Raw genomic sequence first — 26,711 nt, forward strand, 5'->3', positions numbered from 1 at the left:
ATAGTATTATTTCGGCGCCCGGTTTCATCGGGTCGGAAAACGACCAAATATTTCAAAAATTTGAATTTTCCCGGCAGAGTGCCTATTTATCGGACAAGTTCATTTTCACGATTTCAGACGCAAGGGAGATTTCCTCGATGGCCGACGGCAACCAGACGATCATGGAAAAAGCTGAAGCGCGCTTTGTCGACAAGCAGAAGAAGACGGCGGAGCGCAACAAGGCAACCGCCGAATATATGTCCGAAGCGAGGGCCAGGGAGATCAAGACGGCAAGGCTGAGGCAATTGCGGCTGGCCAAGGAAGAAGCCGACCGCGTGGCCGAGGCCCTGAACCCGACGCCGAAGAAGAAACGCGCGGTGAAGAAAACGACGGAGGCAAAATCATGAGCCTGACCTTCCCCAACCGCAGCCGCAGCTACGACGAAGCCGGCAAGCGCATCCGGTTCGTCGGCTATGACGGCATGTTCCAGATTTCCTTCTCGGTCGCCGCCGATGCCATGACCAGGATGCAGCCGGCGACGGCAGCCAATGAAGCCGGCTATCTCGCCACCTTCGACACCGAGAGCAGTGTCATCCGGGACGTAGCGTCAAAGGCCTATGACCGCACGCGCAAGAGCATGTATGTGCTGACGGCCGACGACTTCCGCTGAGACGACAGGCGAACGGCGCTGGATCAGGATTTACGCTCCGCCTTCTCCCGGCGCTTGACGTCCCGGACATTCATCTGATCGACCATGGCGTTGGCGTCGCGCGGGCTCATGCCGACCATCGCCCTTTGCCTGACGACGACGGGCTGGCCGGTGAAGACGTCGATGATGGCCCAGCTTTGGGGCAAGTCCATGCGCAGTGCGTAGCGGTTGGCCATTTGCCTCAGCCCTGCAACATGAAGAAGACCATGCCCAGGACCGATATCGTCCAGGCGACGACCGACAGCTTCAGCACCATGCCGCCATGGGCGGCCAGGGCCTCCCGCAGCCGTGGGGCGATACCTGCCGACGGGACCGGTTCCACCGCGACGACACGGGGTCCCTTGGCGCCAAGTTTTCCAAAGACGGGCAACAGCGACGGTTCACGCACGAAAATGGCCTCGAATGTCGGGGAAAGTCGGAGCGGGCAAGCTCTCGCCCTTCCATAGCACTCTTTTGGCGAGTGCCCTGCATGCCAAATGCAAATAGGCTGCTTTAACGCCGGCCGCATGCCACGTGACCCCGATCGTCAGATGCTGAAAGCGCGCAAGTCGGCTGGGTAGCAGTCTTCTTGCCGGCGCGTCAGCGTCACAACGAAGACGAGGACCTGTCCGGCCCAGGCCGCAAATGCAAGCTGGCAAGACCCATCGCCCTTGATGGTCCGACGCAGGCTCTACGTCATATGATTTTTGGAGGCCTCGCCTCGGGATCGAACCGAGGCTTCAGAGATTTGCCGTCTCCAGCGTAGCCGCTCCGCCACGAGGCCATGACTAGCGAACTAACCGATAATATTTGCGCAAGCGTTAAGACCGAAGAGTCGTTTGTAGACATGTCGCCGATTGCTGCTTTGGCCGGCTCGCGCCGTGGGCAGCACTGACGGCTGCCGATCAGGAATTCGCCTGATGAACTCGCCGGGCGCCGAGCCCGTGAGCCCGCCCTCCGGCGGCCACTTCGCACCACCGGAGGACCAGCCACTTTTCCTCTTGAACAGCCTCTGGATCTGGCCTAGTTTGGGTTGAGAAAAGGTTTTTCCAAACATTTCCGAGCGGGCTCGGCCATTGGCCGGGTCATTCCGGCCTGTAAGAGAAAACCTTTTCCCAATCGGGATTTTCGCCGCAATGGCATTGGACGATCAGCCAGCCTTTCCCAAGCCCGTCACCTTGCGTGACGTGGCGGCCGAGGCTGGCGTCAGCGTCGCCACCGCCTCGAAGGCGCTCAACGACCAGGGCCGCATGACCGCCGAGACCCGCGAGCGCATCCGCGAGACCGCGCAGCGCCTCGGCTTCCGGCCCAACAGCCTGGCACAGAGCCTGCTGCGGCGACGCTCCTTCACCGTCGGCCTGCTCACCAACGATACCTATGGCCGCTTCTCGCTGCCGCTGATGTCGGGCATTTCCGACGCGCTGGTCGACGCCGGCGTTTCGGTGTTCCTGTGCAATGTCGAGGAGGATCCGCGTCTCGGCCAGCTCCATGTCGAGGCCATGCTCGACAAGCGCGTCGACGGCATCATCGCCACCGGCAAGCGCATCGACCGTCTTCTGCCGGTCGATCTGTCCAATCTGCGCATTCCGGTGATCTATGCCTTCACCCAGCCCGATCCCGACGCCGTCGCCTTCGTCTCCGACGACGCTGGCGGCGCGCGGCTGGCAGTGGAGCATTTCTGTCGGCTCGGCCGCAGGCGCATCGCCCATGTCTCGGGACCGGCGAGCTTTGCCGTGGTGCACGCCAGGGCCCAGGCCTATCGCGATGTTCTGACCGAGAACGGCCTGTCGGTCACCGAGCCGCTGCTCGGCTCGTGGTCGGAGGCCTGGGGACACGAAGCCGTGGCGAGGCTGTTCGACAGCGCGGCCGAGGACGCAAGCGAAAGACCGGACGCCGTCTTCTGCGGCAACGACCAGATCGCGCGCGGCGTCATCGATGCCTTGCGCGAACGCGGTCTCGACGTGCCCGGCGATGTCGGCGTCATCGGTTTCGACAATTGGGAGATCGTGGCCGAAGCGACGCGCCCGCCGCTGACCTCGGTCGACATGAACCTAGCTGCGCTCGGCCGCGAAGCGGGGCTGACCTTGCTTTCCCTGGTCGGCGGCAAGCCCGCCGCGCCAGGCATCCGGAAACTGCCGTGCCGGCTGGTGGTGCGTCAGTCCTGCGGCCGCCTGCCGGACGGCTGAAGAACCAAACGCCGCAATCGGCGGCAAGCCGCGCGTCGCGGCCAAAACGTGGAGGAGGAGAATATGAGGACTTTGATTGCCAGGCTGGCCTTGACGGCCGCCGTATTCGGCTGCGGGCTGCAATTTGCCGCCGCCGAGACCGCCAACATCTGGGTGCGCGCCGACGGCTCGAACTTCATGCCGCGCATCGTCGATGCCTACAATAAAAGCCACACCAACCAGATCAAGCTCGACATCATCCCCAACGCCGAGATCATTCCGAAATACGGTGCTGCCGCCGCCGGCGGCACGGCGCCCGACGCGCTATCGCTCGACCTGATCTACACGCCCTCCTTTGCTGCCGCCGGTCAGTTGGAGGACATCACCGACTGGGCCAAGTCGCTCCCCTATTTCGCCAGCCTGTCGCCGGCTCATGTGAAGACCGGCACGTACAAGGACCGCATCTACGGCCTGCCCTTCTCCGCCGACGCCTCGGTGCTGATCTGGAACAAGAAGCTGTTCAAGCAGGCCGGCCTCGACCCCGAAAAGGGCCCAGCCAATTGGGCCGAGATCGAAGCCGACGCCGAAAAAGTCAACGCGCTCGGCGGCAACATCAAGGGCTTCTACTTCTCCGGCAATTGCGGCGGCTGCAACATCTTCACCTTCACGCCGCTGGTCTGGGCCTCGGGCGGCGACATCCTCTCGCAGGACGGCTCCAAGGCGACGCTGGACAGCCCGCAGCTGCGCGGCGCCATCGATCTCTATCGTTCGATGGTCAAGAAGGGCCTGGTGCCGGAAGGCGCCCAGACCGACACCGGCGCCAATTTCTTCGCCGCCTTCGCCGGCGGCAACATCGGCATCTCGCCGTCGGGTGCCTTCGCTATCGGCGCGCTCAACACCCAGTATCCCGATATCGACTACGGCATCACCTTCCTGCCGGGCAAGGATGGCGGCTGGTCGTCCTTTGCCGGCGGCGACAATTTCGTCGTCACCAAGGGCACCAAGAAGATCGATGTGGTGAAGGAGTTCCTCGACTTCGCCTATTCGCTGGAAGGCCAGACGATCCTGGCCAAATATGGCAGCCTGCCGGTGCGCGGCGACATCGCCAAGGACGCGCTGAAGGACCTCGACCCGCGCTACCAGGTCGCAGCCGAGGCCATGGCCAAGGGCAAGACGCCCTATTCGGTGGTCTTCAACGACCTGATCAACTCCGCCAACGGCCCGTGGACGCAGATGGTCAACGAGGTGTTCTTCGGCGACGACGTCGACGGCGCCATCGCCAATGCGCAGGAGACTATGCAGTCGATCATCGACCAGGCGCCGCAGAAATAGGCGCCTGCCGGCCGCCCGCCTGTCTCCCTGAGCGGGTGGCCGGATATTGTTTGGTTCAGATACAGGGCTATCGCGTTGAGAAGACTCACTAGCATCGACAGCTTGGGACCTAGCGCACTTCGCCTCCCCTTCTCCCCTTGTGGGGTGAGAAGCGGTCCGCGCAGCGGACGAAAAGCCAACTGCTTGGCTTTTCGAGCTTCGAACGCCCTGAGCCTGCGAAGGGCCGGGTGGTGGCCGATCCACTCTGCCGGGTCCCCGCTGCTTCGCAGCGTCCCGGTGTTCGCCGGCCTTTCATCGTGCCACTGGCACGATGAATTCGCCTCCGGCGAACCGGCCGCTCACCCCACAAGGGGAGAAGGAAAAGCGGGCCAGCCATGACCACCATCACAGCAACCACCGCCCCGCCCCGCGCCCGAAAACTCGTCGGCGCCGGGCGACGGCAATGGATCGGTCTCATCTACGTCGCGCCGGCCGTGGCGCTGGTCATGGTGTTCTTCGTCATCCCGCTCGGCATGACGGCGTGGATGTCGCTGCACAACTGGCCGCTGATGGGCGGGCACTCCTTCATCGGCCTCGACAACTATGCCGCGATCCTGCGCGACACCAGGTTCTGGAACGCACTGAAATTCACCGGCTACTACACTGTGATCGTCACCATCGCGATCTTCGCCGTCGCCTTCCCGCTGGCCATCTTCATCGAGCGGCCGCGCCCGCTGACCAATCTCTATCGCACCGCCTTCTTCATGCCGGCGGTGGTCGGTTTCGCCTCGGCGAGCCTGCTCTGGTCATGGCTGCTCAACGTCGATTCCGGCCTGTTCAGCCCGGCCGCCTACAACCTCGGCCTGATCGACAGGAAATTCAACCTTCTGGCCACCTTCCAGCCGGCCTTCTGGTCGATCATCGCCATGGTGGTGTGGAAGGTCGCCGGCTTCACCATGATCATCCTGATGACCGGCCTGCAATCGATCCCGCAGGATTTGCAGGAGGCCGCCGTCATCGACGGCGCCGGCCCGTTCGCGAGGTTCCGGGCCATCACCTTGCCGCTGATGCGCCGCACGCTGGCGCTGGCGCTGATCCTGTCGGTGGCCGGCTCGGTCCTCGCCTTCGACCAGTTCTACATCATCCTGCGCGGCGGCCCGCGCAACCAGACGCTGACGGCGGTGTACTGGATTTTCAACCAGTCCTTCGTGTCGTTCAAGCTCGGCTATGGCGCGGCGCTCTCCATGGTGCTGCTGGTGATCCTGGTGGCGCTCAGCCTCGTGCAGCTCTGGCTGCTGAGGAAGCCCGAGGGCCTCGACTGATGGCGCAGGCAATGTCCGCTCAAGGCAAGCTCGCCGCCAGCGTCGTCAGGCACTCGACCGGCATCGTCGCCTCGGTGCTGTTCGTGGCACCGATCGTGTGGGCCGCGCTGTCGGCCTTCAAGCCGGCGCAGGAGGCGCGCCAGCCGCCGTTGCCGCCCTGGCCGACGACAGGCTTCTCGCTGCAGAACTACGCCACGCTCAACACCTTCGGCGACGGGCTCTGGGTCTCGGCGCAGAACAGCATCTACGTCTCTGTCATGACGGTGCTGGTCTCGGTCGTCGTCTCCGTGCTCGCCGGCTACGGTTTCTCGCGTTTCCGATTTCCGCTCAAGGACCTGTTCTTCGTCCTCATCCTGTCGACGATCATGATCCCGTTCCAGTCGATCCTGACGCCGATCTTCCTGGTGCTCACCAAGCTCGGCCTGCACAACACGCTGACCGGGCTGGTCGGCGTCTATGTGACGCTGCAACTGCCGTTCTCGATCTTCATGATGCGCAACGCCTTCGACGCGGTGCCGCGCGAGATCGAGGAGGCCGCGCGCATGGACGGCGCCGGAAACGCCACCATGCTGTTGAAGGTGATGCTGCCGCTGGTCTGGCCGGGCGTCGTCACCATCGCGCTGTTCGCCTTTCTCGGCGCCTGGAACGAGTTCCTCGCCGCTTTGGTGCTGATGACCGACCAGTCCAAGTTCACGCTGCCGGTGATGATGACCGCACTCCAGTCCGGCCGCTTCGGCGCCATCGACTGGGGCGCGGTGCAGGCGGGCGTCACCGTGATGATGGTGCCGTGCCTGATCCTGTTCCTGGCTTTGCAGCGCTTCTACATCCGCGGCCTGATGGCCGGGGCCGTCAAGTGATCGATCGAATGGAGTAAGTTCATGACCGCATCGTCTTCTGCCAGGCCTGCCAGCGCCTCCAGGCCCAAACTCGCCTTCCGGCCGCTACCGGTGCCGCAGGTCGACGTGCACGGCTTCTGGGGCGACCGTGCCGATGCAGTCGCCGCGCGCACCGCCGATATCCTCTACGACCGCTGCGTCGAGGCGGGCATGCTGGAGCAGATCGATCCGGACCGGCCCTCGCCCGGCGTCGTCATCCCGTTCCATTCCCCTTCGCCCGACGAGGCGGCTTCCCCCGGCTTCACCGGCTCGACGGTGACGACGCAGATGTTCTGGGACTCCGACTGGGGCAAGACGATCGAGACGGCGGCCTATTCGCTCTACCGCGCCAAGAACCCGGAGCTGGAGAAGAAGATCGACGCCGCCATCGACCTCTACGAAAAGCTGCAGCAGCCGGACGGCTATCTCTCGAGCTGGTACCAGCGCATCCAACCCGGCCTGCGCTGGACCAATCTGCGCGATTGCCACGAGCTCTATTGCGCCGGCCACCTGATCGAGGGCGCCGTCGCCTATTACCAGGCGACCGGCAAGCGCAAGCTGCTCGACGTCATGTGCCGCTATGCCGACCATATCGCCTCGGTGCTCGGGCCCGAGCCGGGCAAGAAGAAAGGCTATTGCGGCCATGAGGAGATCGAGCTGGCGCTGGTGAAGCTGGCGCGCGTGACTGGCGAGAACAAATACATGGAGCTGGCGAAATACTTCATCGACCAGCGCGGCCAGCAACCGCATTATTTCGACGAGGAGGCGCGCGCCCGCGGCACCGATCCCAAGGCCTATCATTTCAAGACGTATGAATACAGCCAGTCGCACATTCCGGTGCGCGAGCAGGACAAGGTCGTCGGTCATGCGGTCAGGGCGATGTATCTCTATTCCGGCATGGCCGACATCGCCACCGAATATGGCGACGACAGCTTGCGGGTGGCGCTCGACCGGCTGTGGGACGATCTCACCAGCAAGAACCTCTACATCACCGGCGGGCTCGGGCCGTCGGCGCACAATGAGGGCTTCACCAGCGATTTCGACCTGCCCAATGAGAGCGCCTACGCCGAGACCTGTGCCGCCGTCGGCCTGGTGTTCTGGGCCAGCCGCATGCTCGGCATGGGGCCGAACGCCCGCTATGCCGATATCATGGAGCGGGCGCTCTACAACGGCTCGATCTCGGGCCTGTCGCTCGATGGCTCGTTGTTCTTCTACGAAAACCCGCTGGAAAGCCGGGGCCGGCACAACAGATGGAAATGGCACCGCTGCCCGTGCTGCCCGCCCAATATCGGGCGCATGGTGGCCTCCATCGGCAGCTATTTCTACAGCCTGGCGGACGACGCGCTTGCCGTCCATCTCTATGGCGATTCCACCGCTCGTTTCGACATAGCGGGCGTGCCGGTAGCACTGACGCAGGCGAGCCGCTACCCCTGGGACGGGGCGGTCGCCATCACCATCGAGCCGCAGGCGCCGGTCGCGTTCACCCTGCATCTGCGCGTGCCGGCATGGAGCGCCGGCGCGGCGCTCAAGGTCAATGGCGAGACGGTGAAGCTCGAGGACGTCACCAGCGATGGCTACGCGGCGATCCGGCGCACATGGAAGAAGGGCGATAGCGTCCGCCTCGATCTCGAAATGCCGATCGAACGGCTCTACGCCAACCCGCAGGTGCGCCAGGACGCCGGCCGCGTGGCGCTCTCGCGCGGCCCGCTGATCTACTGCGTCGAGGCGACCGACAATGACGGCAGCCTGCACCGCATCGCATTGCCGCGCACCGCAAGCATTGAGGCGCATGACGAGCCGGACCTGCTGGGCGGCGTGGTGGCGCTTTCGACCACAGCGCTGGCCGATACCGATGAGGGCTGGCAAAACGGGCTTTACCGCACCGATCCGCCCGCTGCCAGACAGACGCGGCTGACCGCCATTCCCTATTTCGCCTGGGACAACCGCGAGCCCGGCGAGATGCTGGTGTGGCTGAGGGACGGATGAGGCCGTTCAGCGTGTGTCGACGGTGGCAACTGCCGATCGCATGCCGGGGGAGATCGAATCCACCGCATCCGGCTTGCTGTTCAAATAACGTAGGCGCAGGCGCAAAAATGGCGCTTCGATACACGCATAGCTGAGATGGCCGATTGGGATCGTTGCCAGGAAGCACAGCAAGGACCAGAGGCATGCGACATAGAAATTGCTGATGTCCATGACGTTCGTGTCTATGAATGCAGCCAACTGCATGACGAAGAACAGATGCAGAAGGTAGATCGAATAACTATAGGACCCTGCCTTTTCGATGATCTTGAAAGGTAGACTAGTTCGCCTGCTGGAAAAGCTCGTATCGTAGTATGCGATGCCGAAAGAATAGGCTGCCGCTTCCAGGGTCGGCAAGATGATCCATATCCAATGTGGTGATGGATAGCGCTCCAGCTGATACATTCCGCCCGCGGCATCGAACCACCAGAAGAAGGTTGAAAATGCCGCCAGCACGGCCAGCGCCAGCCAGTGCCGGTTCTTCGTGTGACCACGAAGATGGAAAGCAAGAATGCCGGCCAGAAACTGATCCAGATGTCCTATGATGGACCGGTACGCTGCCGACTGCACCTCGCCGAGCTGCTCATAGAGGCCAATCCGCAGCAATATAGCCGCTGCAATGAACAGCAAGGGGGCGAATAGGAACCGCTTGGATGCCAGCAGCAAAAACGGCAGCAATGCATAGAAATGAGCTTCAACGGTTATCGACCAGCCGCCATTCGGAAGGGTTGGAAAGACAAGGCCCTTGCCGATGTCGGTGAAATACTCGTGCAGGGACTGGCCAGCCAGATATCTGCGGCACGCCTCGATGCTTATCACGGCCAGCAGAAGCGGAAGCAGCCTTAACGCCCGGTTGGCGAAGAAGGGCAGATACTTGATCTTTTTTCCGTCGAGAAGCTTGGCGAACAGATAGCCGGAGAGCGCCATGAACAATGAAACACCGGTATGCCCTTCATCCAGAACACTAAATATGGGCAGAGTCGGCACGAAACCATACGATACCGGACCCTCAGGGGACTGATGAAGGAAGTGCCAGGTGAAGACCAAAAAAGCCGCCAGGCAGCGGACATGGTCCAGTGCTGGATAATGTTCTCCGGTGGAAGATCTCATAGTTGGCCCACGCTCCACCGCGTCTTCGCCGGTGTTCAAGTCATCGTTGGACCAGAACTACTTTCAACTCATTAAATTGTCGCTTGCGGCGAACAGCCTCTGACCAGCGCGCCGAACGCCAGCCAGCGTGGCGATGCGGCTGGCCGCCAACCGCGAGCCCGGCGAGATGCTGGTATGGCTGAGGGACGGATGAGGCCAGAAGGGCGCGAAGGAGCGCGACAGGCTTCGTTCTGCCCGCCGCGTTCTTCGGTGCCAGTTACACGGAGCCTATCGCCGGGCCTTTGACTTGTTCAGAGCGACGGCGGCGTGGATAAGCGCCTTGAACGCTTCCTCGTCGACCTCCTCGCCCTCTTGGAAATCGATGGCGCGCCTGGTGTTTCCTTCCAGGCTGGAGTTGAACAGGCGCGACGGATCGGGCAGCGCCGCACCCTTGGCAAAGGTCAGCTTGACGACGTTCTTGTAGGTCTCGCCGGTGCAGATCATTCCGGCATGCTCCCACACCGGGACCCCGCGCCATTTCCACTCCTCGACGATCTCGGGGTCGGCTTGCCGGATCAGGCCGCGCAGCCGGCTCAGCATCTCGCCCCGCCAGTCGCCGAGTTCCTCGATCCTGCCGTCTATGAGCTGCGAAGGAGATCTGCCTTCTGGCGACCCGCTCTTCGTCATGTCCGTTCTCCTTCAGCCTTGAGGGCGGTCACCGCCCGTCCGCCCGATCATAGGCGCTCTGTTGCGCGCGGCAAATCCGGGCCCGGCGCGCAAATCTCACATCCGTTCGCCGGGCAGTCGGCTCGCCTGCTTCACCCACTCGGTGAACTGGGCCTCGTCGAACTCGTCGTCCTCATGAATGTCAAGGTAACGCGTGTCCTTGCTTTTGGACTGGCCAGGCGGCACCGGGTCCAGCGACATGCCGCGGAAGAAGGCCACCTTTATGTATTTCGTGAAGCAATGAAAGCTGAGGAACCAGCCCTCGCCTTCCACGCCATAGAAGGGCGAGTTCCATTTGACGGCCTTGCGCACATCAGGCACGGCACGCTCGATGAGCGCATCGAGACGGCCGCCGACCTCGCTCTTCCAGTCCGGCATGGCTGCGATATAGGCCTGCACGGGGGCGTTGCCTTCGCCCTTGGCGATCTGCGGGTTGCCGCCAGAAAGCAGGACCGGACCGGCGGTTGCTGGCCTGGCGGCGCCTTTGGCTGATCGCCCCTGCCTCTTCGCCATCCATCCCGTCCTTACTGGCTCGCGGGCTGCCGCCCGTTAAGCCGCTTGGCGGCGTATGGCAGCACGAACATGTAGAGGCCGCTGAACAGCAGCAGGAACAGCGGCAGCAGCGGCGAATAGACCACCCAGGCAGGCGGCTGCCCCAAGCCCATGGCGACGAAGTTGGCGAGGACGGTCCCCGTGAAAATGATCGACAGCCAGCGATGCGTTTGCCGGACCCATTTGTTCCAATCCATGCTACCTCCTCCTGGAAATGAACGAAAGGCCGCTTACCAGCGCGCCAGCTGGGTGATCTGGATGAGGTTGCCGCAGCTGTCGTTGAGCTGCGCAATGGTCGAGCCGGTCACTTCGGTCGGCGCCATGGCGAAGGCCGCGCCCCGCGCCTTGATGCGCTCGTGATCGGCCTTGATGTCGTCGGTGAAGAGCATCAGCGCCGGCTGGCCCTGCTTGAACAAGGCCTGCTGGTAGGCCTTGGCCGCCGGGTTGTCGTACAGCGCAAGCTGCAGCTCGGTTCCCTCAGGCTCGTCCGGCGAGGCCACTGTCAGCCAGCGAAACGGACCGTTGCTGAAATCGGCCTTCTTGGTGAAGCCCAGCACGTCGGTGTAGAAGGCAAGTGCCTTCTCCTGGTCGTCCACATAGACGCGGGTCAATTTGATCTTCATCGCATGTCCTCCATAGGTTTTGTTGCGGCGGCCGCCTTCGAACAGCCTTGCCATGAACCCCGGCCGGCGGACTTCAGTCCGTCCGTGCCAGGAGCTCTTCCAGCTTCTCCAGGAATTTCGGCCATCCCATCTTGGCGCCGCCATAGGCCCGCCTCTGCTCGGGCCGGAAACCGGACTGCTCCATGCGCAGATGGGTCCCGGCAGGCGTCGGGGTGAGCGTGAAGGTCACCACGCTCCTGAGATCGAAGGCCGGGTCCTGGTGCGCGAGGTTCCAGGTGTAGGACAGCGTCTTGTGCGGCTCGACGGCAAGCACCTCGCAATCCAGCACGCCGCCCCAGGCGGTGCTGAGATTGAAGCGATGGCCCACGACCGGATTTAAATCGTTCTTCATCAGCCACTCCTCAATCAGATGCGGTTGCGTCAGTGCGCGCCAGAGTTTTTCCGGCGGATGCGAAATCTGCCGCTCGACGACGACAGTGCGGGTCTCGGCGGCACTGTCGTTCACTGGTCCATCCTTTTGAGCAGATCCTCGAGATCGTCGAACCGGCTTTCCCAGAACCCGGCCATCTCACGCGTCCAGTCCATCAGCGGCGCCAGTGCGCCGAGCTGCGCGCTGTAATGCGTCTGGCGGCCCTCATGGCGGTCGCGCACCAGCCCGGCCTGCTTCAGCACGCCAAGATGCTTCGACACGGCCGGCTGCGAGACCCCCGACTGGATCGTCAGCGCTCCCACCGTCTGCTCTCCCTGGCGGCACAGCCGTTCGAAGATGGCGCGCCGCGTCGGGTCGGCGAGCGTCCTGAAGAGCGCATCATGAGCATCCGGCATTTAATCGATAACCCGTTGGCTATTGATGGACGTATAACCGTCGGGATATGTATTCGTCAAGCGGAAGATTTGGAGGGGCGGGAAAGCGTCTGGAAACTTCCGGATCGCGTTGCGCTGGGACGCCGATCGCTAAGCCGTGGCGTGGACGCGGTTGATCTCCTCGGCCACCAGCGCCTGCAACTGCCACAGGTTGCGATCGCGAATGCCGCAGGCGTCGAGGTGGCGGATGGTCTCGAACAGATATTGCGCGCCCGAGCCCCAATGGCCAGCGGCCCGGGCCAGCGTCGCCGCGATCGCCCGTTTGTCCAGCCTGCCGACATAGCGCGCATTGGCGGGATCGACGACGAAGCCGAGCGCGCGGCACATGCCGCCCTCGGTCCTGACCCGCAGCCAGCGCGGCACGTTGACGGCGGGCAGGATGGTCATCTCGCGGCGCAGCAGCGCCTCGAGATTGTCGGCAACCGGCTCCGCGATCTCGAACACCATGCCCTGGCATTGGCCACCACGGTCGAGCGCCATCATCAGGCCGGGCTGCTCGATCGTGCCGCGAAACCGCTGCACGGTGAAGCAGAAGGAGCGGTGCCAGCCGGTCGCCACCGCGCGCTCGCCGCCCCTTACCTCGCCCGCCGGCTTCCACAGCAGCGAGCCATAGGCGAACAGTTTCAGCGGCCCGGCCGGCGCATCGGCCAGGATTTCGTCGCTGAAACGCGCATAGTCGGCATCGGTCATGTAGACCATACCCGGCGTCGGCCCGGCATCCTCGACCGCGCGCAAGGTGCGGGCGACCAGCGCCTCCGTCAGCGCCATCGCCACGGTTCGCGACGTGGACTGTGAACGTGCGGCGGATATCGGACTGTTCATCTTCGTACTCCAGCCTTGCCGCCATGTTGCCCAAGGCAAAGGGATTCTCAAGAGCCAGGGCCACTCGGACGCGGACTCAGAAGCTGAGCGAACCTGCCCAAGCGTTTGAAAAGCCTCGGCGCACCGCCGTCGCGATAGAATTGGCCGCGAGTCCACCTGGGTCGGCGCCATCCGCCGTCCGCGGAACGAGATCGCCTTCCACGCGTTTCATTGGGTTGGGAGGGAACTATGAACGATGCGCCGGCAACGCCCATCGGCAGGACGCTTTCGCCCAGCGAAATGGTCACCGTGATGTCGCATTTCCATCGCGCCGAGATTGCCCGCATGGCGGGATGGCGCGACCGTATCGACAGGACCAGCAACTGGGCGATCACCGTCGTGGCCGCGATGCTGTCGGTGTCGCTGTCGACGGCCAGTGCCCATCACGGCGTGCTGCTGTTCGCCATGCTGCTGGTGCTGCTGTTGCTGTGGATCGAGGCACGGCGCTACCGCTTCTTCGACGTCTACCGCGCCCGCGTGCGCCAGTTCGAGCGCCACTATTTCGCGCAGATCTTCTCGCCGCAGCCGGACTTCGCCTCGGACTGGCTGCTGATCGTCGGCGAAAGCCTGCGCACGCCGAAATTCCTGGTCTCGCAGCGGGTGGCGCTGGCGCGCCGTTTGCGCCGCAACTACATCCATATGATGCTGATCCTGCTGCTCGCCTGGATCCTCAAACTATCGACGCCGAGCCTGCTCGATCGGGCCGCGCCGGTGGGTTTCGTCGGCACATTGCGCGAGGCCGTCAGCGCCGCCGCCCTGGGTCCCGTGCCCGGCCTGGTCATCGTCACGCTGGTCGCGGTCCTCTTTGCCGGCCTGCTGGCCGCGGCCTTACTGACGCCCGACGACAACGGCGAACTCTCCTTCGGCGACGTGCATGTCTAGTCCGCGATGGACAAAAACGCTTTGCGAACAACCGGGTGAGACGCCATCCTGAATCAAACCGCGAATGAGCGCCTGTGTGCCGGCTTGGAGAATAGCCGCATGGATGCCATCTAGAGGGACAGAGCCGGCCTCTGGGCGGCCGGCCACGGAGCATCGAAACAAGTGACGCAGCGAAGCGGCAGCGCCGACCTGCCGCTGCATGGCGGACGGGTCCCGAAATGGCTGGGCGACCGCATGACGCGGCTCGGCGCGGTGCTGTGCCAGGCGATCGTCCACCACTATGGCCGCGACGAGCTGCTGCGCCGCCTGGCGCATCCCTTCTGGTTCCAGTCCTTCGGTGCGGTGATGGGCATGGACTGGCATTCGTCCGGAATCACCACCAGCGTCATCGGCGCGCTGAAGCGCGGGCTGACGCCGCTGTCGGGCGAGCTCGGCATCCATGTCTGCGGCGGCCGCGGCGCTCATTCGCGCAAGACGCCGCATGAGCTGGAGATGATCGGCGAACGCGTCGGCTTCGACGGCGCGGCCCTTGCCACCGCCAGCCGCCTGGTCGCCAAGGTCGACAGCGCCGCCGTTCAGGACGGTTTCGACCTCTATCTGCACGGCTTCATCGTCACCGACGACAGCCGCTGGGTGGTCGTCCAGCAAGGCATGAACGGCGACAGAAGGCAGGCGCGCCGTTACCACTGGTTGTCGGAAGGGTTGAAGAGTTTCGTCGACCAGCCGCACGCGGCCATCGAGGGCGAGCGGCAGGGCGAGATCGTCAACCTCACCGACCATCGCGCCGAGGCCTCGCGCAGCGGCCAGCTCGATCTTCTGCGCCAGCTTGGTCCCGACCGGATCGTGCACGAATTCGCCGCCATCGAGCCGGCGACGGCTTCGGCAAAGCGCGACAATGCACAGCCGATGCTGCCCAATCTGGTCATGCCGGCGCATCATGACGTGCGCGAAAGCGACATCGTCATGCGCCGGTTGCACGGCAACATCTCCGCCGCCATCGAGAGCGGTCCGACGGACTTTCCCGAATTGCTGCTGGTGCCGGGCGTCGGCGCCCGCACGGTGCGGGCGCTGGCCATGGTGGCGGAGGTGGTGCATGGCGCGCCCTGCCGCTTTTCCGACCCGGCGCGCTTCTCGCTGGCCCATGGCGGCAAGGACCGGCATCCCTTTCCGGTGCCGCTGAAGGTCTATGACGAAACCATCGCCGTCATGAAGTCGGCAGTCGCCAAGGCCAAGCTCGGCCGCGAGGAGGAGCTAGCCGCCTTGCAGCGGCTCGACGGCCAGGCGCGGCGACTGGAGCGCTACGTCACCGGCCCGAGCCTGAAGGAGATCGTCGCCGGCGAGTTCGACCAGTCGCATCTGCTCGGCGGCCGCAGCGTCTTCGGCCCGGAGCCGCTGCCTGAGGGTGCTTTGCCGGAGGGCGCCAAGAAGTCGGGCTAGATCGCCGATCGCGGCCGCTACGCCGACAATTGGCGAAGCAATCTGCGGAGGCGTCCAGCCGGTAGATGGGCCTTTCTCCCCGTCCTATACGGGGAGAAATGTCCGGCAGGACAATGAGGGGCGGCGCCAAGGTTTCGGCAAATACCATCTGGATCCTGTATTTTTCCCATGTCGGCGCTGCCCCTCATCCGCCTGCCGGCACCTTCTCCCCGTATAGAGACGGGGAGAAGAGGGCTGTCTTTTATGTCGGCACTTACCCCAACAGATCGGCCGGAACAGATTGGCCCGACCTGCCGCAACCTTGCGCGGCATTGCACGTTTATGCGCAGCGGACTTGATCCGCGTTGAGGGGTTGGATGACTAGGCACTGGCCGCAAACGAGATTTCTTCCTGCCATTCTCATCCCTTCCGCCGTCCTTGCCTTAGCAGGCCCGGCCTGGGCAGCCCAGGCAAGCAGCCACGCCGCGGGCATGGGCGGCTCGGCGGAGGGCGTTTTCGTCGCCGAGATCGTGCTTCTGCTTCTGGTCGGGCGCGGCCTGGGCGAAATCTTCCAGCGCTACGGCCAGCCGGCGATCATGGGCCAGCTGATCGGCGGCATCCTGCTCGGGCCTTCGCTGTTCGGCTGGCTCTGGCCCGGCGCGCAGCAGCTGATCTTCTCGACCGACCCCGCGCAGAAGAGCATGATCGAGGCGGTCTCCCAGCTCGGCGTCCTGCTGCTCCTGCTGCTCACCGGCATGGAGACGGACCTGCGCCTGGTGCGCCGGGTGGGCGCGGCGTGTTTTTCGATCTCGGTCACCGGCGTCGTCGTGCCCTTTGCCTGCGGTTTCGCGCTGGCGCAGTTCCTGCCAGACACGCTGCTGCCCGACCCCGGCGAGCGCATCGTCGCCGGGCTTTTCGTTGGCACGGCCCTGTCGATCTCCTCGGTCAAGATCGTCGCCATGGTGGTGCGCGAGATGAACTTCATGCGCCGCAATCTCGGCCAGGTCATCATCTCCTCGGCCATCATCGAGGACACGATCGGCTGGCTGATCATCGCCGTCACCTTCGGCATCGCCACCAATGGCAGCCTCCAAATCGTGCCGCTGGTGGTAACGGTGGCCGAAGTGGCGCTGTTCATGGTGTTCTCCTTCACCATCGGGCGCCGGCTGGTGTTCACGCTGATCCGCTGGAGCAACGACTCCTTCCGCAGCGAATACGCCGTCATATCGGTCATCCTGATCATCATGGGCGTGATGGCGCTGATCACCAACCTGATCGGCGTCCATACCGTGCTTGGCGCCTTCGTCGCCGGCATACTGGTCGGCGAATCCCCGATCCTGTCCAGCCACATCGAGAGCCAGCTGCGCGGCGTCATCACCGCGCTCTTCATGCCGATCTTCTTCGGCATGGCCGGGCTTTCGGCCGACCTCACCGTGCTTGCCGACCCGACGCTGGCGCTGCTGACGCTGGCGCTGGTGCTCATCGCCAGCATCGGCAAGTTCGGCGGCGCCTTCATCGGCGGCCGCTTCGCCGGCATGACGCTGAAGGAGGCGACCGCCGTCGGCAGCGCCATGAACGCGCGCGGCTCGACCGAGGTCATCGTCGCCTCGATCGGCCTGTCGATGAACATCCTGTCCCACAATCTGTTCACCATGATCGTGACCATGGCTGTCATCACCACGCTCGCCATGCCGCCCATGCTGCGCTGGGCGCTCGGCCGGCTGCCCGTCGAAGACGCCGAGAAGCAGCGCGTCGACCGCGAGCTGCTCGACGAGCGCGGCTTCGTCTCCAAGCTGGAGCGGCTGCTGCTGCTGGTCGACGACAGCCCGGTCGGCAAGTTCACCGCCTATCTCGCGGGCCTGGTCGGCGGCGGCAGCGGCATGCCGACCACGCTTCTCCACCTCAAGGACGGCAGGCTTGCCGGCCCGGCCCGCGACAAGGGCCCGGAGCGTGCTTTGAAGGAGGTCAAGAAGGGCGCCGCCAGAAGCGCCAAGGCGGTGAGCAAGGCCGAGGACACGCCGGTCGAGAAGGTGCATCTCACCGCCCGCAGCGAACGCGAAGCCACCGCACGAACGATCGCCGAGGAGGCGCGCAAGGGCTACGGCCTGCTGCTGGTCGGGCTCGAGGCCATGCTGACCGAGAAGGGATCTTTCACCGAAGCACTCAACGACATGACCAGCGGCTTCGACGGTCCGCTCTGCCTGGTGCTGAACGGTGCCGGCGCCGGGGGCAAGATGCCGGTGCTGCGCGCCGGAACCACCATCCTGGTGCCCGTCAACGGCACGGAAGTGTCGCGCCGCGCCGCCGATTTCGCCCTGGCGCTGGCAAGGCCGCACCGGGCGCGGGTCAAGGTGCTCTATGTCTCGCAGGCGCGCAAAGGCGCCCGGCAAGGCACCGTTTCGCATCGTCGCGAGGAGGCGGTGCTCAAGGATGTCGTCGATCTCGCCGACCGCTACGGCGTCGCCGTCGACACCGCCATCCGCGCCCGCGCCACGCCCGACAAGGCGATCGCCAGGGAAGTGGCCAAGGGGGCGGCGATGGTGGTGATGGGCGTCACGCAGCGGCCGGGCGAGGAACTGTTCTTCGGCGACACCGCAATGGCGGTGCTGGCCGCCGTCCCCTGCCCGGTCGTGCTCGTGGCAAGCGACCGCATCCGCGCCGAAGCAAGGCCTGAGGCCGCGGCCGAAACCGGCGCCTGATGGCGGAGCCTATAGGCCGAAGAACTGCCTGCCGATCATATAACCCAGCGCCACCACGGCCAGCGGGAACAAGGCCGGCGCGACCTTGCCGAGGACCGAGCCTTGCTGCTCCTTTGGCGGCACATAGCGTGCATTGCCGAGATTCTTGGTCATTGCGTACCCCCGCGCGAACCAGTTCATTAGCAGATGCTTATTAACAGCACGGCCGAATTAACGGTTCGCGAAGAAATTCGCTCGAAAGCCGGCCATTTGAGCGGAGGGCTGGCGAATGCGGCTTGGCTTGGCCTCGATCTCGGAAACGGGTTTGCCTGCACCCTCGCGCAGCGCCGCGGCTTCGGCCGTCGCGGCGGAGCGCTATGTCCGGCAAACCGCCATGACGAAGAACTCGCGGTAGCAGAAGTCCGGATCGTCGAGCAGGCGATCCGGCCGCTGCTTCAGCTCCTGCCAGTAGGCCTGGTCGGCATCAGGCAGGGCATAGCCCGGCGCGACGCTTGCAAAATAGGCCAGCAGGTCGCGAACATAGTTTCGCGTGAAGCGAGGCGCGGGCGCCCAGCGCTCGACCAGCCAGCCCTTGCGGCTGACGACCTCCAGGCCCGCCTGGCGCAGCCGCGCCGGAAGCGTCGAACCGCAATCGGTGCCGAGCACGCCCCGGTCGCGGAAACCCTGGAGCCTGGCTGCCATGAAGCGCGCCAGCAGCGCCCGGTCCATGGGCAGGATCTGCAGGATGGTCGAATCGAAATCCTTGACCGCGAAGATGCCGCCCGGCTTCAGCACGCGCCTGGCCTCGCCGACGGCAAGCTCGAACTCGGCCGGCGTCAGATACTGCATGACATTGCCGGACCAGACGCAATCGAACGATGCGTCGGCGAACGGCAGCGACAGGATGCTGCCGACATGCGTGGCAATGTCCGGCGGCTCGGACAGCGTGCCCGCGAGCGCCTCGACCCGGGCGATGTTTTCGGGCGCGAGGTCGAGCGCGGCAATGAAGCCGGAAGGGCCGACGGCGCTGGCGATGAGCGGCAGGAAGCCGCCGCTGCCGCAACCGGCATCGAGCACGCGCCAGCCCGGGCGGATGCCGGCGTCGAGCAAGGCCGCCTCATATTCGGGCCGCGACGATTCAAAATGAAGATCGAGCCACCCGGCCTCGCTCGCTTCGTGACCGGTCGACGTTTGGTTCCTGGCAGACAAATGATTACCCCCGATGGCCCGGCACGGATAGAAGCGCACCGAGGGGGATCACGCAATGGCTGCGAAGCTAAATGCAGCTAGCGCCGGTCATTGCCCTCGTCAGTTGACGGCCGGATGGACAAGATGCGCTGCAAGCCGGCCGCACGACGTTGATTGCGCTTACCCAAAAGCAGACATCTGAATGCGGCATGGCGTTGTAGGCGCTGCAAGCGACCGCAGTCTGGACCGCCAACTCGCACGGCCTGGCATCCACCGCCATGCGGCGGACCTGTGGCCAACGAGAAGGTCGGACCGGGCCTTGTCATCGCCTGCTGGAAACGCGCCGGCTGATCACGGCTACAGACAAGGCGTCCGTGCTTCGGTTAGAGTTTCGCCAGGCAACAGGCGAAGGGAGCACCGGAATGAGCAAAGCCAGTTCAACGCCGGCCGGGCAGCCGAGGCCGCTCGCCGAGATCGCCAGCTATCACGCCCACATCTACTATGACGGAGAGGCGCAGCGACAGCACGCCGAATGGCTGCGCCAGCGCATCGGCGAACGCTTCCGCGTGCGCCTGGGCAACTGGCGCGACGATCCGGTCGGCCCGCATCAGCAGGCCATGTACCAAATCTCCTTCGCCACAGAAATTTTCGCTACGCTGGTTCCCTGGCTGATGCTGAACCATGGCGGCCTGAGCATCCTCATCCACCCCAACACGACCAACCCCAAACGCGACCACTTGGTCGACCCAATCTGGATCGGGCGGGCGCTGGGCGTGCATGGCGAGGTGCTTGGCGAGGAGGACGAGGCGGAGGAGGCGCTGGAGGTGAATACGGAGCCGACGCTGGGGGTGTAGGGACGAACGAGTGGTGGTTGAATAAATTAAGTCTGATAGTGACCCGACTTAGCTGAAGACAACTGTCTGATTTGGCCGGGAGCGGAAAGACTGCTTCCTCGCGTGTCAAAAAGCCGTCGTGTCAGGAGCTGTGAGTTTGACGAAATATCGCATGGCAATCCGGCGCAAATCCCCTTAGGCTGTCGGCACCAGTCCTCTTTCCGGAGTTTGCGTTCCAATTCGCGTTGCGACCGGCAGGACGAACGCCATGTTATGCAGGGCTTCGTTTACCAATTTTTGAGAGGCTCAGTACGGCCGAAAGTTGAGCTGATGGCGCGAAGCGACCTACTACTTTCCATTGTCCGGGCAGGCGCTGAGGGCGATCAGGCAACCCTGCGTGCGTCAGTGGAAGCGTTGGTTGCCGAGGAAAAATCCAAGCAGCACAACATTCTGGCCGACCGCCTTCAGCGTGTAATAAACTCGGTCCCTGCCGTTGGTAAATTGGAAGCCCGGCAGCCCCTCGCGCCCGGTCGCGACATCATTCTCGAGACCATTCCGCAGCGTCAACTATCTGAACTCATCTTGCCGCTCCCTGTCACCCAACAGGTGCGAAACTTAGTTGAGGAGCAGAGCAGAGCGGACCTTCTGAGGTCGCACGGCGTACAGCCACGTCACACAATGCTCCTCTCTGGTCCTCCCGGCAACGGAAAGACCTCGGTTGCTGAGGCTATCGCCGAAGCTCTCGCCCTTCCATTGTTCACTGTCAGATACGATGCATTGGTCGGGTCATATCTCGGCGAAACAAACACAAGACTACGCAAGCTGTTTGATTACGTCAGGACAACGGCCTGCGTACTGTTTTTTGACGAGTTCGACGCCATCGGCAAAGAAAGAGGCGATACCCACGAGACCGGTGAAATCAAGCGCGTCGTGTCTTTTCTTCTAATGCAGATTGATCAGCTTCCGAGCTACGTCGTCGCTGTAGCTGCCACTAATCACCATGCATTATTGGACAGCGCGGTTTGGCGCAGATTTCAAATGCGACTACATGTTCCGCAGCCCGACTGGCGACAGGTCGCAGTTCTGATCGCCAGATACTTCGATACCTGGGACGAAAAGCTGTCAATTTCGCCTGAGGCGTTGGCTAAACAACTTGAACCGGCGAGCTTTGCTGAGATAGTGGAGTTCTGCCAGACAGTCCGGCGCGGACACATTTTATCTGCTGGATCGAGGTCACTGGAAACAATAATCCGACAGGAGACACAGCACTGGTCGGAACGGGTGGGGCAAACAACAAGTGCAGGCCGATCCAACAAAGCCGATCCTCAAGCTCGACAATCCAGAGGAAAGCGTCAGGCAACCGGGTCACGGAAACGCTAAGCCGTCGCGCACAATCGAGGCAGATGCGCAAGGTGAGCGGCTAGGACCGAAGTTCCAACGCCTGCGGGACTTCTTAGACGGTGCGCCGCAGCCCGTCCAAGGTCAGCCCGACGGTCTTGCTCCCGAGCGTCTACTTGTTTTTGAAGTCACGGGTTCCGTAACCGATTTCGTGAAGGCTGTTGGCAAGATCGAAGGCCTGACGTTTGCGGGTGAGGACCTTCTCGACCCCGACGAGCTAGATGAAGACCCGCAGGTCTATCTATTGGTGCCGGATCTCGCCGCGTTGCGCCAGATAGTTTCACTTTGGCAAATTTGGCAGCGCGGGGCAGTTTTACCCTACGGGTTTGCTCCGTGGAGGCAGCTGTTTTTGCGTCTGAGAGACATCCGACCGTGGGGTCCCCGAGATCGAGTCCGACCCATCGATCAGTCTCTGCTTGCGGACGCTGCCGAAGCAGCCTTGCCCGGCGAACTGATTAGATTGGAATGCGAGTTAGTCTTTAGGCGGGCGACTGAGACCGCTCAAATGGCAGTTGCGACTGTCCGAACCGCCATTGCGGAAGCTGGCGGTGAAGTTGTGAGTGAGGCCAGACACGTAGACTTCGACTATCACGCGCTCCTAATCGATCTACCCCGTGATGAGGTAGCTCGAATTGCGGCGCTGCAAGACAACAGCTTGGCCGGACTGGATCCAGTACTGTCCATCATGCCCCAGAGCAGCAGCACGACTATCGAGCCGGGTGAAGGAGAACAGGCCGATGCTTTTGAGCAGCCGGAGCTGAATGAGCAGCCTGTTGTGGCAATTTTCGACGCTGTTCCCCTGCAATCTCACCCTTGGATTGCCAATTGGCTGAGCGTTTCCGATCCGCAGGATCTTGAGGCTTTAGCAGTTGGGCCTCGGGTCCATGGTACTGCTATGGCCTCTATCGTTGTTCATGGTGATCGTAATGTCGTCTCCCAGCCTATAGGCCGAAAACTGTACTTCCGCGCCGTTATGTATGGGCCAGCGCCGGACCCATTGGGTAACTCGCGGGAGCGCTTCGTCGATGACCGACTGGTGATCGATCTTATGGTTGAGGCGGTCAGGACCATGCGGGAAGAGGGCCACGATCAAATCGTGGTCGTGAACTTATCGCTTGGCGATCCAAATAAGCAGTACAGTGGTCGAGTTTCAGCGTGGGCGCGGGCGATTGATTACCTTTCATTTAGATATGGTGTCTTGTTCATTATCTCGAGCGGGAATGTTGGGAGGTCGTTACAGCTTCACGACTATCAGCATGCTGACAATTTCCGTGCATCGACCGACGCTTCACGCAGGTCTGCGTTGCTTCGAGCTCTGGACGGGGTGAAGGCAGATCGGCGTTTGCTCGCACCCGCTGAGAGTGTGAACGCTTTGTCGGTTGGAGCATGGCACCGAGACAGCCTCGATGCGCTGCCGTTGCCAAACGGGCGCTACATCGGGTTTCCTGAGTGCGATATGCCGAACGTGTCATCAGCGCTGGGGCATGGGCACAAGAGCGCAGTTAAGCCCGATGTACTGTTTCCGGGAGGGCGCGAGCATCTCATTTTGGCTCCCGCCAATCAGCCCGTGAATGTAAGTCCTAACGCACGAGGTACACGCTTCGGCGGCATTCGTGTCGCTGCACCGAGCCTTCCGGGCCAAGCTCAAGACTATAGCGCGTGGACACTTGGATCGAGCGCCTCAGCTGCATACGCAACCCACACTGCTCATTTGATCTATGAGGTCCTTGAGCGAGAGTATGGCGATACGTTCACGGCTTTGCCCAACTCGCAAAAGGCCGTGCTGCTTAAAGCCCTTCTTGCCCATCCCGCGACGTGGAACACCTCTGACGAGTTCATCATCGCAACAAAGTTTCCAGTTCAGGTGAACTGGAACCAAATGCGTAGAGAGGTGTCCCGTCATCTCGGTTACGGGTTCGTATGGCCACCCGACGCGTTGAGTTGCGCCGCTGATCGGGCAACGCTATGGGCGGCTGGCCGTCTATTGCCCCAGGGAGCAGTCGAGTATCGATTACCAGTGCCTAACGACTTTAGTGGAACCGCTGCGCTTCGGGCTGTCAGGGCAACACTTGCGTGGTTCTCGCCAACGCGACCAGGCCATCAATCCTACAGGGCGTCCAAGCTCCGAGTAATCCCACTTTCGGATAATGTGAAAAGCGCAGTGGGCGTAGCACCAGCCGTCGAACCACCGTGGACGCAAACCGAGGCTGGAACCTTAATCCATCGCCGGTGGTCTGGCCAAGCATTCGGGCACCTAGCTGCAGGCAGTTCAATCTCGTTCCAAATCCAGAGAGAGAAGGATCAGGGTCCTGCTCTCGATGACGCCATTTCCTATGGTTTGGCTGTCACAGTCACGATGGAGGATAATCCGGCGATCTATGACGAGATTCTCAGCCGGGTGGCTGTAAAGCCTCGTAGCCGCGTCCAGGTGTAGCGTGACCATGTATGCCGATAGCTCGTCCGGTCGATCGCCACTGCAGGCTATGCTAAAAAGGGCTGAAGCCAGCCCGCGAGACCAAGCAGTTTGTGGGAAGATGCCGGCAACCGACAGGAGCCCGCTTCCCGGAAATCCAGCAGTGACAAGTGGCCCAGGTGGTGACGACTGGGTAGCAATCCCGACTGTGGGTTAGAAGCGGACATCGCAGAGGACAAGTGCTGATTTGGCGCCGTCCCCAACTCTGCGCCCCGGCCAGCTCGCTGACATCGAGGCTGCGGATCTTTTTCTCCTCACCCCCCAGCCAACCGCGGCAACAAAAAAATCTCCGCCCCCGGCGGCAGCTTCTTCCCCCACGTATCCCGATAAATCACCCCGTCGATCGCCACCGCGATCCCCCTATCGATCAACGGCTCGAGGCCGGGATACTGTTCAGCCAGTTTCCTGAACAGCTCCCTGATGTCCTTGGCCTCGACCTCGACCTTGCTCTGGCCTCCGGCGGTCGCGGCAAGCGCCCCCCAGAGCGTCACTTGGACCATCAGCCTTCCCGTTCCGCCTCGATCGCCGCCAGGATGCGCGGCGGCGACATCGGGATGTGGGTCATGCGCACGCCGGCGGCGTTCGAGACCGCATTGGCGATCGCCGCCAGCGGCGGCACGATCGAGGTTTCGCCGACGCCGCGCACGCCATAGGGGTGGTTGGGGTTGGGAATTTCCAGGATCTGCGTGTCGATCATCGGCAGGTCGGAGCAGACCGGGATGCGGTAGTCGAGGAAGCCGGCGTTCTGCAGCCGCCCGTCCTTGCCGTAAATATACTCCTCGTTGAGCGCCCAGCCGATGCCTTGCGCGGCACCGCCCTGGTACTGGCCCTCGACATAGGTCGGGTGCACCGCCTTGCCGGCATCCTGCACCACGGTATAGCGGATCACCCTGGTCGAGCCGGTGTCGGGGTCGACCTCGATGTCGCATATATGGGTGGCGAAGGAGACGCCGGCGCCGTCCGCAACGAGTTCGCTATGGCCGGCGATCGGCCCGCCGGTCTTGCCAGATTGCGCCGCGATCTCCTTCAGCGACAGCTTGCCGAGATTGCCGTGCTTCTCGCCCTTGGCCACCGCATGGCCCTGTTCCCAGACCACGTCGTCGACGGAAATGTCCCACATCTGCGCGGCGCGCTCGCGCAGCACCTTGATGGCGTTGCGGGCGGCCGAGATGGTCGCCATGGAGGAGGAGAAGGTGCCGCGGCTGCCGTCCGTCATGTCGTTGTAGCCGAGACTGGAGGTGTCGGCGACGACGGCCTTGACCTGCGAATAATCGATGCCGAGCTCCTCCGCCGCCACCAGCGACAGAGAGGCGCGCGAACCGCCCACGTCAACGGTTCCGACGGCAAGCGAGACCGAGCCGTCCATGCCGATGTTGAGGTCGGTGCAGGTCTGACCGCCGAAATTGAACCAGAAGCCGCAGGCCATGCCGCGCCCCTGGTTCTTACCCAGCGGCGCCTTCATGTGGGCATGGTTCTTCACCGCCTCCAGCGTCGGGCCGATGCCGATCGGGCCATAGACCGGGCCGTAGGACGATCGCGTGCCTTCCTGCGCCGCGTTCCTGATGCGGAAGTCGACCGGGTCCATGCCGATCTCCTTGGCGAGCTCGTCGACGGCGCTTTCCACCGCGAAGGCCGCCATCGGCGCCGACGGCGCGCGGTAAGCCGCGGTCTTCGGCCGGTTGACCAGCACTTCGAAGCCGACGGTCTTGACGTTCTCCAGCCGGTAGCAGGCGAACGCCGTCATGGCGCCGATCTCGGCCCAGGTGCCGGCATAGGGGCCGCTGGTGTAGCGCAGCGTCGCTTCCGCGGCGGTGATCGTGCCGTCCTTGCGGGCGCCGATCTTGACGTCGATCGAGGTGGCGCTGGTCGGGCCCGAGGCGCGGAACACCTCGTCGCGGGTCATCACCAGCTTCACCGGCCGGCCGGCCTTGCGCGACAGAGCGAGCGCCACCGGCTCGGCCCAGACATGGGTCTTGCCGCCGAAGCCGCCGCCGATCTCGGAGGAGGTGACGCGCAGCTTCGAGGCCTCCATGCCCAGCAGCTGGGCGCAGTGCTGGCGGTAGACGAAATGGCCTTGAGTGCAGACCCACAGGTCCGCCGTGCCGTCGGAGCTGACATTGGCCACGCAGGCATGCGGCTCGATATAGCCCTGGTGCGTCTGCTCGGTCTTGAAGGAGCGCTCGACGATGAAGTCGGCCTGGCCAAAGCCCTGATGGACGTCGCCATGGCCGAACTGGCTGCGCTTGGTGACGTTGGACGGCTTGACCGGCTTTTCCTCCAGCCCCTCGGTGAAGACGGCGTCGTTGATCAGCGGCGCATGGTGCTGCATCGCCTCGTCGACATCGGTGACATGCGGCAGCACCTCGTAGTCGACCTCGATCAGCTTCAGCGCCTGCCTGGCGGTGCGGGCGTCGATCGCGGCGACAGCGGCCACCGCATGGCCGTCATAGAGCGCCTTGGTGCGCGCCATGCAATTGTCGAGGATGTCGTACATGGCGGCATCGCCGTCGGTGAGGTCCGGCAGGTCGGCCGCGGTGATCACCGCCTTCACGCCGGCGAGCTTTTCCGCCTTCGAAGTGTCGATCTTCCTGATTTTGGCGTGCGCGTGCGGGCTGCGCAGCACACGCCCGACCAACTGGCCGGCCATGTTGAAGTCGGCGCCGTAGCGGGCGCGGCCGGTCACCTTGTCGACGCCGTCGGGACGGATGGGACGCGTGCCGACCGAAGCGAAATTGCGATTGGAAAAACGCGGATCGAAATTCATCG

General features: G+C 63.4%; 27 protein-coding genes. 13 read left to right on the forward strand and 14 right to left on the reverse strand.

Annotated features, from left to right (window positions below; genetic code table 11):
* Positions 1-137: 137 nt before the first annotated feature.
* Together FJ428_RS05800 and FJ428_RS05805 are read left to right on the forward strand one after the other, a co-directional pair.
* Positions 138-386 carry a hypothetical protein gene (locus tag FJ428_RS05800; protein ID WP_140499188.1) on the forward strand — a complete coding sequence of 83 codons (249 nt, stop codon included), beginning with the start codon at positions 138-140 and terminating at the stop codon, positions 384-386.
* A complete protein-coding gene (locus FJ428_RS05805) occupies positions 383-649 on the forward strand; it encodes a DUF1488 domain-containing protein (protein ID WP_140499190.1) in 267 nt (88 codons plus the stop codon). The genes FJ428_RS05800 and FJ428_RS05805 overlap by 4 nt, the downstream gene beginning before the upstream one ends.
* Positions 650-672: 23 nt before the next feature.
* Here FJ428_RS05805 and FJ428_RS05810 read toward each other — a convergent pair whose 3' ends face one another.
* A complete protein-coding gene (locus FJ428_RS05810; RefSeq protein ID WP_140521391.1) occupies positions 673-864 on the reverse strand; it encodes a hypothetical protein in 192 nt (63 codons plus the stop codon).
* Positions 865-869: 5 nt separating this feature from the next.
* A complete protein-coding gene (locus FJ428_RS05815) occupies positions 870-1,076 on the reverse strand; it encodes a hypothetical protein (protein WP_140499194.1) in 207 nt (68 codons plus the stop codon).
* Positions 1,077-1,803: 727 nt separating this feature from the next.
* On the opposite strand from FJ428_RS05815, the gene FJ428_RS05820 reads away from it, so the two are divergent.
* The 5 genes from FJ428_RS05820 to FJ428_RS05840 all read left to right on the forward strand — a co-directional run bounded on the left by FJ428_RS05820 (position 1,804) and on the right by FJ428_RS05840 (position 8,326).
* Entirely contained in the window at positions 1,804-2,853 is a 1,050-nt protein-coding gene (locus tag FJ428_RS05820; RefSeq protein WP_140879059.1) for a LacI family DNA-binding transcriptional regulator, read from the forward strand.
* Positions 2,854-2,916: 63 nt separating this feature from the next.
* Positions 2,917-4,164 (forward strand): sugar ABC transporter substrate-binding protein, encoded by a 1,248-nt coding sequence (locus FJ428_RS05825; RefSeq protein ID WP_140879060.1) that lies wholly within the window; start codon positions 2,917-2,919, stop codon positions 4,162-4,164.
* A 374-nt stretch (positions 4,165-4,538) separates the two neighbouring features.
* Complete coding sequence (locus tag FJ428_RS05830) at positions 4,539-5,465, forward strand: sugar ABC transporter permease (RefSeq protein WP_140521387.1); 927 nt, start codon at positions 4,539-4,541, stop codon at positions 5,463-5,465.
* The gene (locus FJ428_RS05835; RefSeq protein ID WP_140879061.1) at positions 5,465-6,322 is read left to right on the forward strand and encodes a carbohydrate ABC transporter permease; all 858 of its coding nucleotides are present in this window, start codon (positions 5,465-5,467) and stop codon (positions 6,320-6,322) included. Before FJ428_RS05830 ends, FJ428_RS05835 begins: the two co-directional genes overlap by 1 nt.
* Before the next feature lie 21 nt (positions 6,323-6,343).
* Positions 6,344-8,326 carry a glycoside hydrolase family 127 protein gene (locus tag FJ428_RS05840; RefSeq protein WP_140879062.1) on the forward strand — a complete coding sequence of 661 codons (1,983 nt, stop codon included), beginning with the start codon at positions 6,344-6,346 and terminating at the stop codon, positions 8,324-8,326.
* Between the two features lie 6 nt (positions 8,327-8,332).
* Here FJ428_RS05840 and FJ428_RS05845 read toward each other — a convergent pair whose 3' ends face one another.
* The 8 genes from FJ428_RS05845 to FJ428_RS05880 all read right to left on the reverse strand — a co-directional run bounded on the left by FJ428_RS05845 (position 8,333) and on the right by FJ428_RS05880 (position 13,038).
* On the reverse strand, positions 8,333-9,472 hold the full coding sequence (locus FJ428_RS05845; RefSeq protein WP_140879063.1) for an acyltransferase: 1,140 nt from the start codon (positions 9,470-9,472) through the stop codon (positions 8,333-8,335).
* 267 nt (positions 9,473-9,739) lie between these two features.
* A complete protein-coding gene (locus FJ428_RS05850) occupies positions 9,740-10,138 on the reverse strand; it encodes a DUF1801 domain-containing protein (protein WP_140499206.1) in 399 nt (132 codons plus the stop codon).
* A gap of 96 nt (positions 10,139-10,234) precedes the next feature.
* Positions 10,235-10,690, reverse strand: coding sequence for a DUF1801 domain-containing protein (locus FJ428_RS05855; RefSeq protein ID WP_140879064.1), 456 nt, complete (start codon positions 10,688-10,690; stop codon positions 10,235-10,237).
* 11 nt (positions 10,691-10,701) lie between these two features.
* Positions 10,702-10,926, reverse strand: coding sequence for a hypothetical protein (locus FJ428_RS05860; protein WP_140674389.1), 225 nt, complete (start codon positions 10,924-10,926; stop codon positions 10,702-10,704).
* Positions 10,927-10,959: 33 nt separating this feature from the next.
* Positions 10,960-11,352 (reverse strand): VOC family protein, encoded by a 393-nt coding sequence (locus FJ428_RS05865; protein ID WP_140879065.1) that lies wholly within the window; start codon positions 11,350-11,352, stop codon positions 10,960-10,962.
* A 73-nt stretch (positions 11,353-11,425) separates the two neighbouring features.
* Positions 11,426-11,857, reverse strand: a complete 432-nt coding sequence (locus FJ428_RS05870) for an SRPBCC domain-containing protein (RefSeq protein WP_140516269.1) — start codon at positions 11,855-11,857, stop codon at positions 11,426-11,428.
* Complete coding sequence (locus tag FJ428_RS05875; protein WP_140499215.1) at positions 11,854-12,177, reverse strand: metalloregulator ArsR/SmtB family transcription factor; 324 nt, start codon at positions 12,175-12,177, stop codon at positions 11,854-11,856. The genes FJ428_RS05870 and FJ428_RS05875 overlap by 4 nt, the downstream gene beginning before the upstream one ends.
* Positions 12,178-12,306: 129 nt before the next feature.
* The gene (locus FJ428_RS05880) at positions 12,307-13,038 is read right to left on the reverse strand and encodes a gamma-glutamylcyclotransferase (RefSeq protein WP_140879066.1); all 732 of its coding nucleotides are present in this window, start codon (positions 13,036-13,038) and stop codon (positions 12,307-12,309) included.
* Positions 13,039-13,266: 228 nt separating this feature from the next.
* Here FJ428_RS05880 and FJ428_RS05885 point away from each other — a divergent pair, with 228 nt between their 5' ends.
* From FJ428_RS05885 to FJ428_RS05895, 3 genes are all read left to right on the forward strand, one after another.
* Positions 13,267-13,959 carry a DUF2270 domain-containing protein gene (locus FJ428_RS05885; RefSeq protein WP_140559870.1) on the forward strand — a complete coding sequence of 231 codons (693 nt, stop codon included), beginning with the start codon at positions 13,267-13,269 and terminating at the stop codon, positions 13,957-13,959.
* 162 nt (positions 13,960-14,121) lie between these two features.
* On the forward strand, positions 14,122-15,396 hold the full coding sequence (locus FJ428_RS05890; protein ID WP_140559871.1) for a DUF763 domain-containing protein: 1,275 nt from the start codon (positions 14,122-14,124) through the stop codon (positions 15,394-15,396).
* A 470-nt stretch (positions 15,397-15,866) separates the two neighbouring features.
* On the forward strand, positions 15,867-18,074 hold the full coding sequence (locus FJ428_RS05895) for a cation:proton antiporter (RefSeq protein ID WP_224718644.1): 2,208 nt from the start codon (positions 15,867-15,869) through the stop codon (positions 18,072-18,074).
* Between the two features lie 9 nt (positions 18,075-18,083).
* Here FJ428_RS05895 and FJ428_RS30215 read toward each other — a convergent pair whose 3' ends face one another.
* On the reverse strand, positions 18,084-18,227 hold the full coding sequence (locus tag FJ428_RS30215; protein WP_181165259.1) for a hypothetical protein: 144 nt from the start codon (positions 18,225-18,227) through the stop codon (positions 18,084-18,086).
* Between the two features lie 201 nt (positions 18,228-18,428).
* Positions 18,429-19,262: a class I SAM-dependent methyltransferase gene (locus FJ428_RS05900; protein WP_224519036.1), complete on the reverse strand. Its 834-nt coding sequence runs from the start codon at positions 19,260-19,262 to the stop codon at positions 18,429-18,431.
* A gap of 401 nt (positions 19,263-19,663) precedes the next feature.
* Between FJ428_RS05900 and FJ428_RS05905 the strand changes: the two genes are divergently transcribed.
* From FJ428_RS05905 to FJ428_RS05915, 3 genes are all read left to right on the forward strand, one after another.
* Entirely contained in the window at positions 19,664-20,095 is a 432-nt protein-coding gene (locus FJ428_RS05905) for a DOPA 4,5-dioxygenase family protein (protein WP_140559873.1), read from the forward strand.
* Positions 20,096-20,347: 252 nt separating this feature from the next.
* Positions 20,348-21,454: an ATP-binding protein gene (locus FJ428_RS05910; RefSeq protein WP_224519037.1), complete on the forward strand. Its 1,107-nt coding sequence runs from the start codon at positions 20,348-20,350 to the stop codon at positions 21,452-21,454.
* Complete coding sequence (locus FJ428_RS05915; protein WP_140559874.1) at positions 21,372-23,906, forward strand: S8 family peptidase; 2,535 nt, start codon at positions 21,372-21,374, stop codon at positions 23,904-23,906. The genes FJ428_RS05910 and FJ428_RS05915 overlap by 83 nt, the downstream gene beginning before the upstream one ends.
* 293 nt (positions 23,907-24,199) lie before the next feature.
* On the opposite strand, the gene FJ428_RS05920 is transcribed toward FJ428_RS05915, so the two are convergent.
* Together FJ428_RS05920 and FJ428_RS05925 are read right to left on the reverse strand one after the other, a co-directional pair.
* Positions 24,200-24,445: a MoaD/ThiS family protein gene (locus tag FJ428_RS05920; RefSeq protein WP_140552045.1), complete on the reverse strand. Its 246-nt coding sequence runs from the start codon at positions 24,443-24,445 to the stop codon at positions 24,200-24,202.
* Positions 24,445-26,709: a xanthine dehydrogenase family protein molybdopterin-binding subunit gene (locus FJ428_RS05925; protein WP_140825176.1), complete on the reverse strand. Its 2,265-nt coding sequence runs from the start codon at positions 26,707-26,709 to the stop codon at positions 24,445-24,447. Before FJ428_RS05925 ends, FJ428_RS05920 begins: the two co-directional genes overlap by 1 nt.
* Between the last annotated feature and the right edge of the window lie 2 nt (positions 26,710-26,711).

The organism is Mesorhizobium sp. B2-8-1 (assembly GCF_006440955.1).
Taxonomy (GTDB): domain Bacteria; phylum Pseudomonadota; class Alphaproteobacteria; order Rhizobiales; family Rhizobiaceae; genus Mesorhizobium.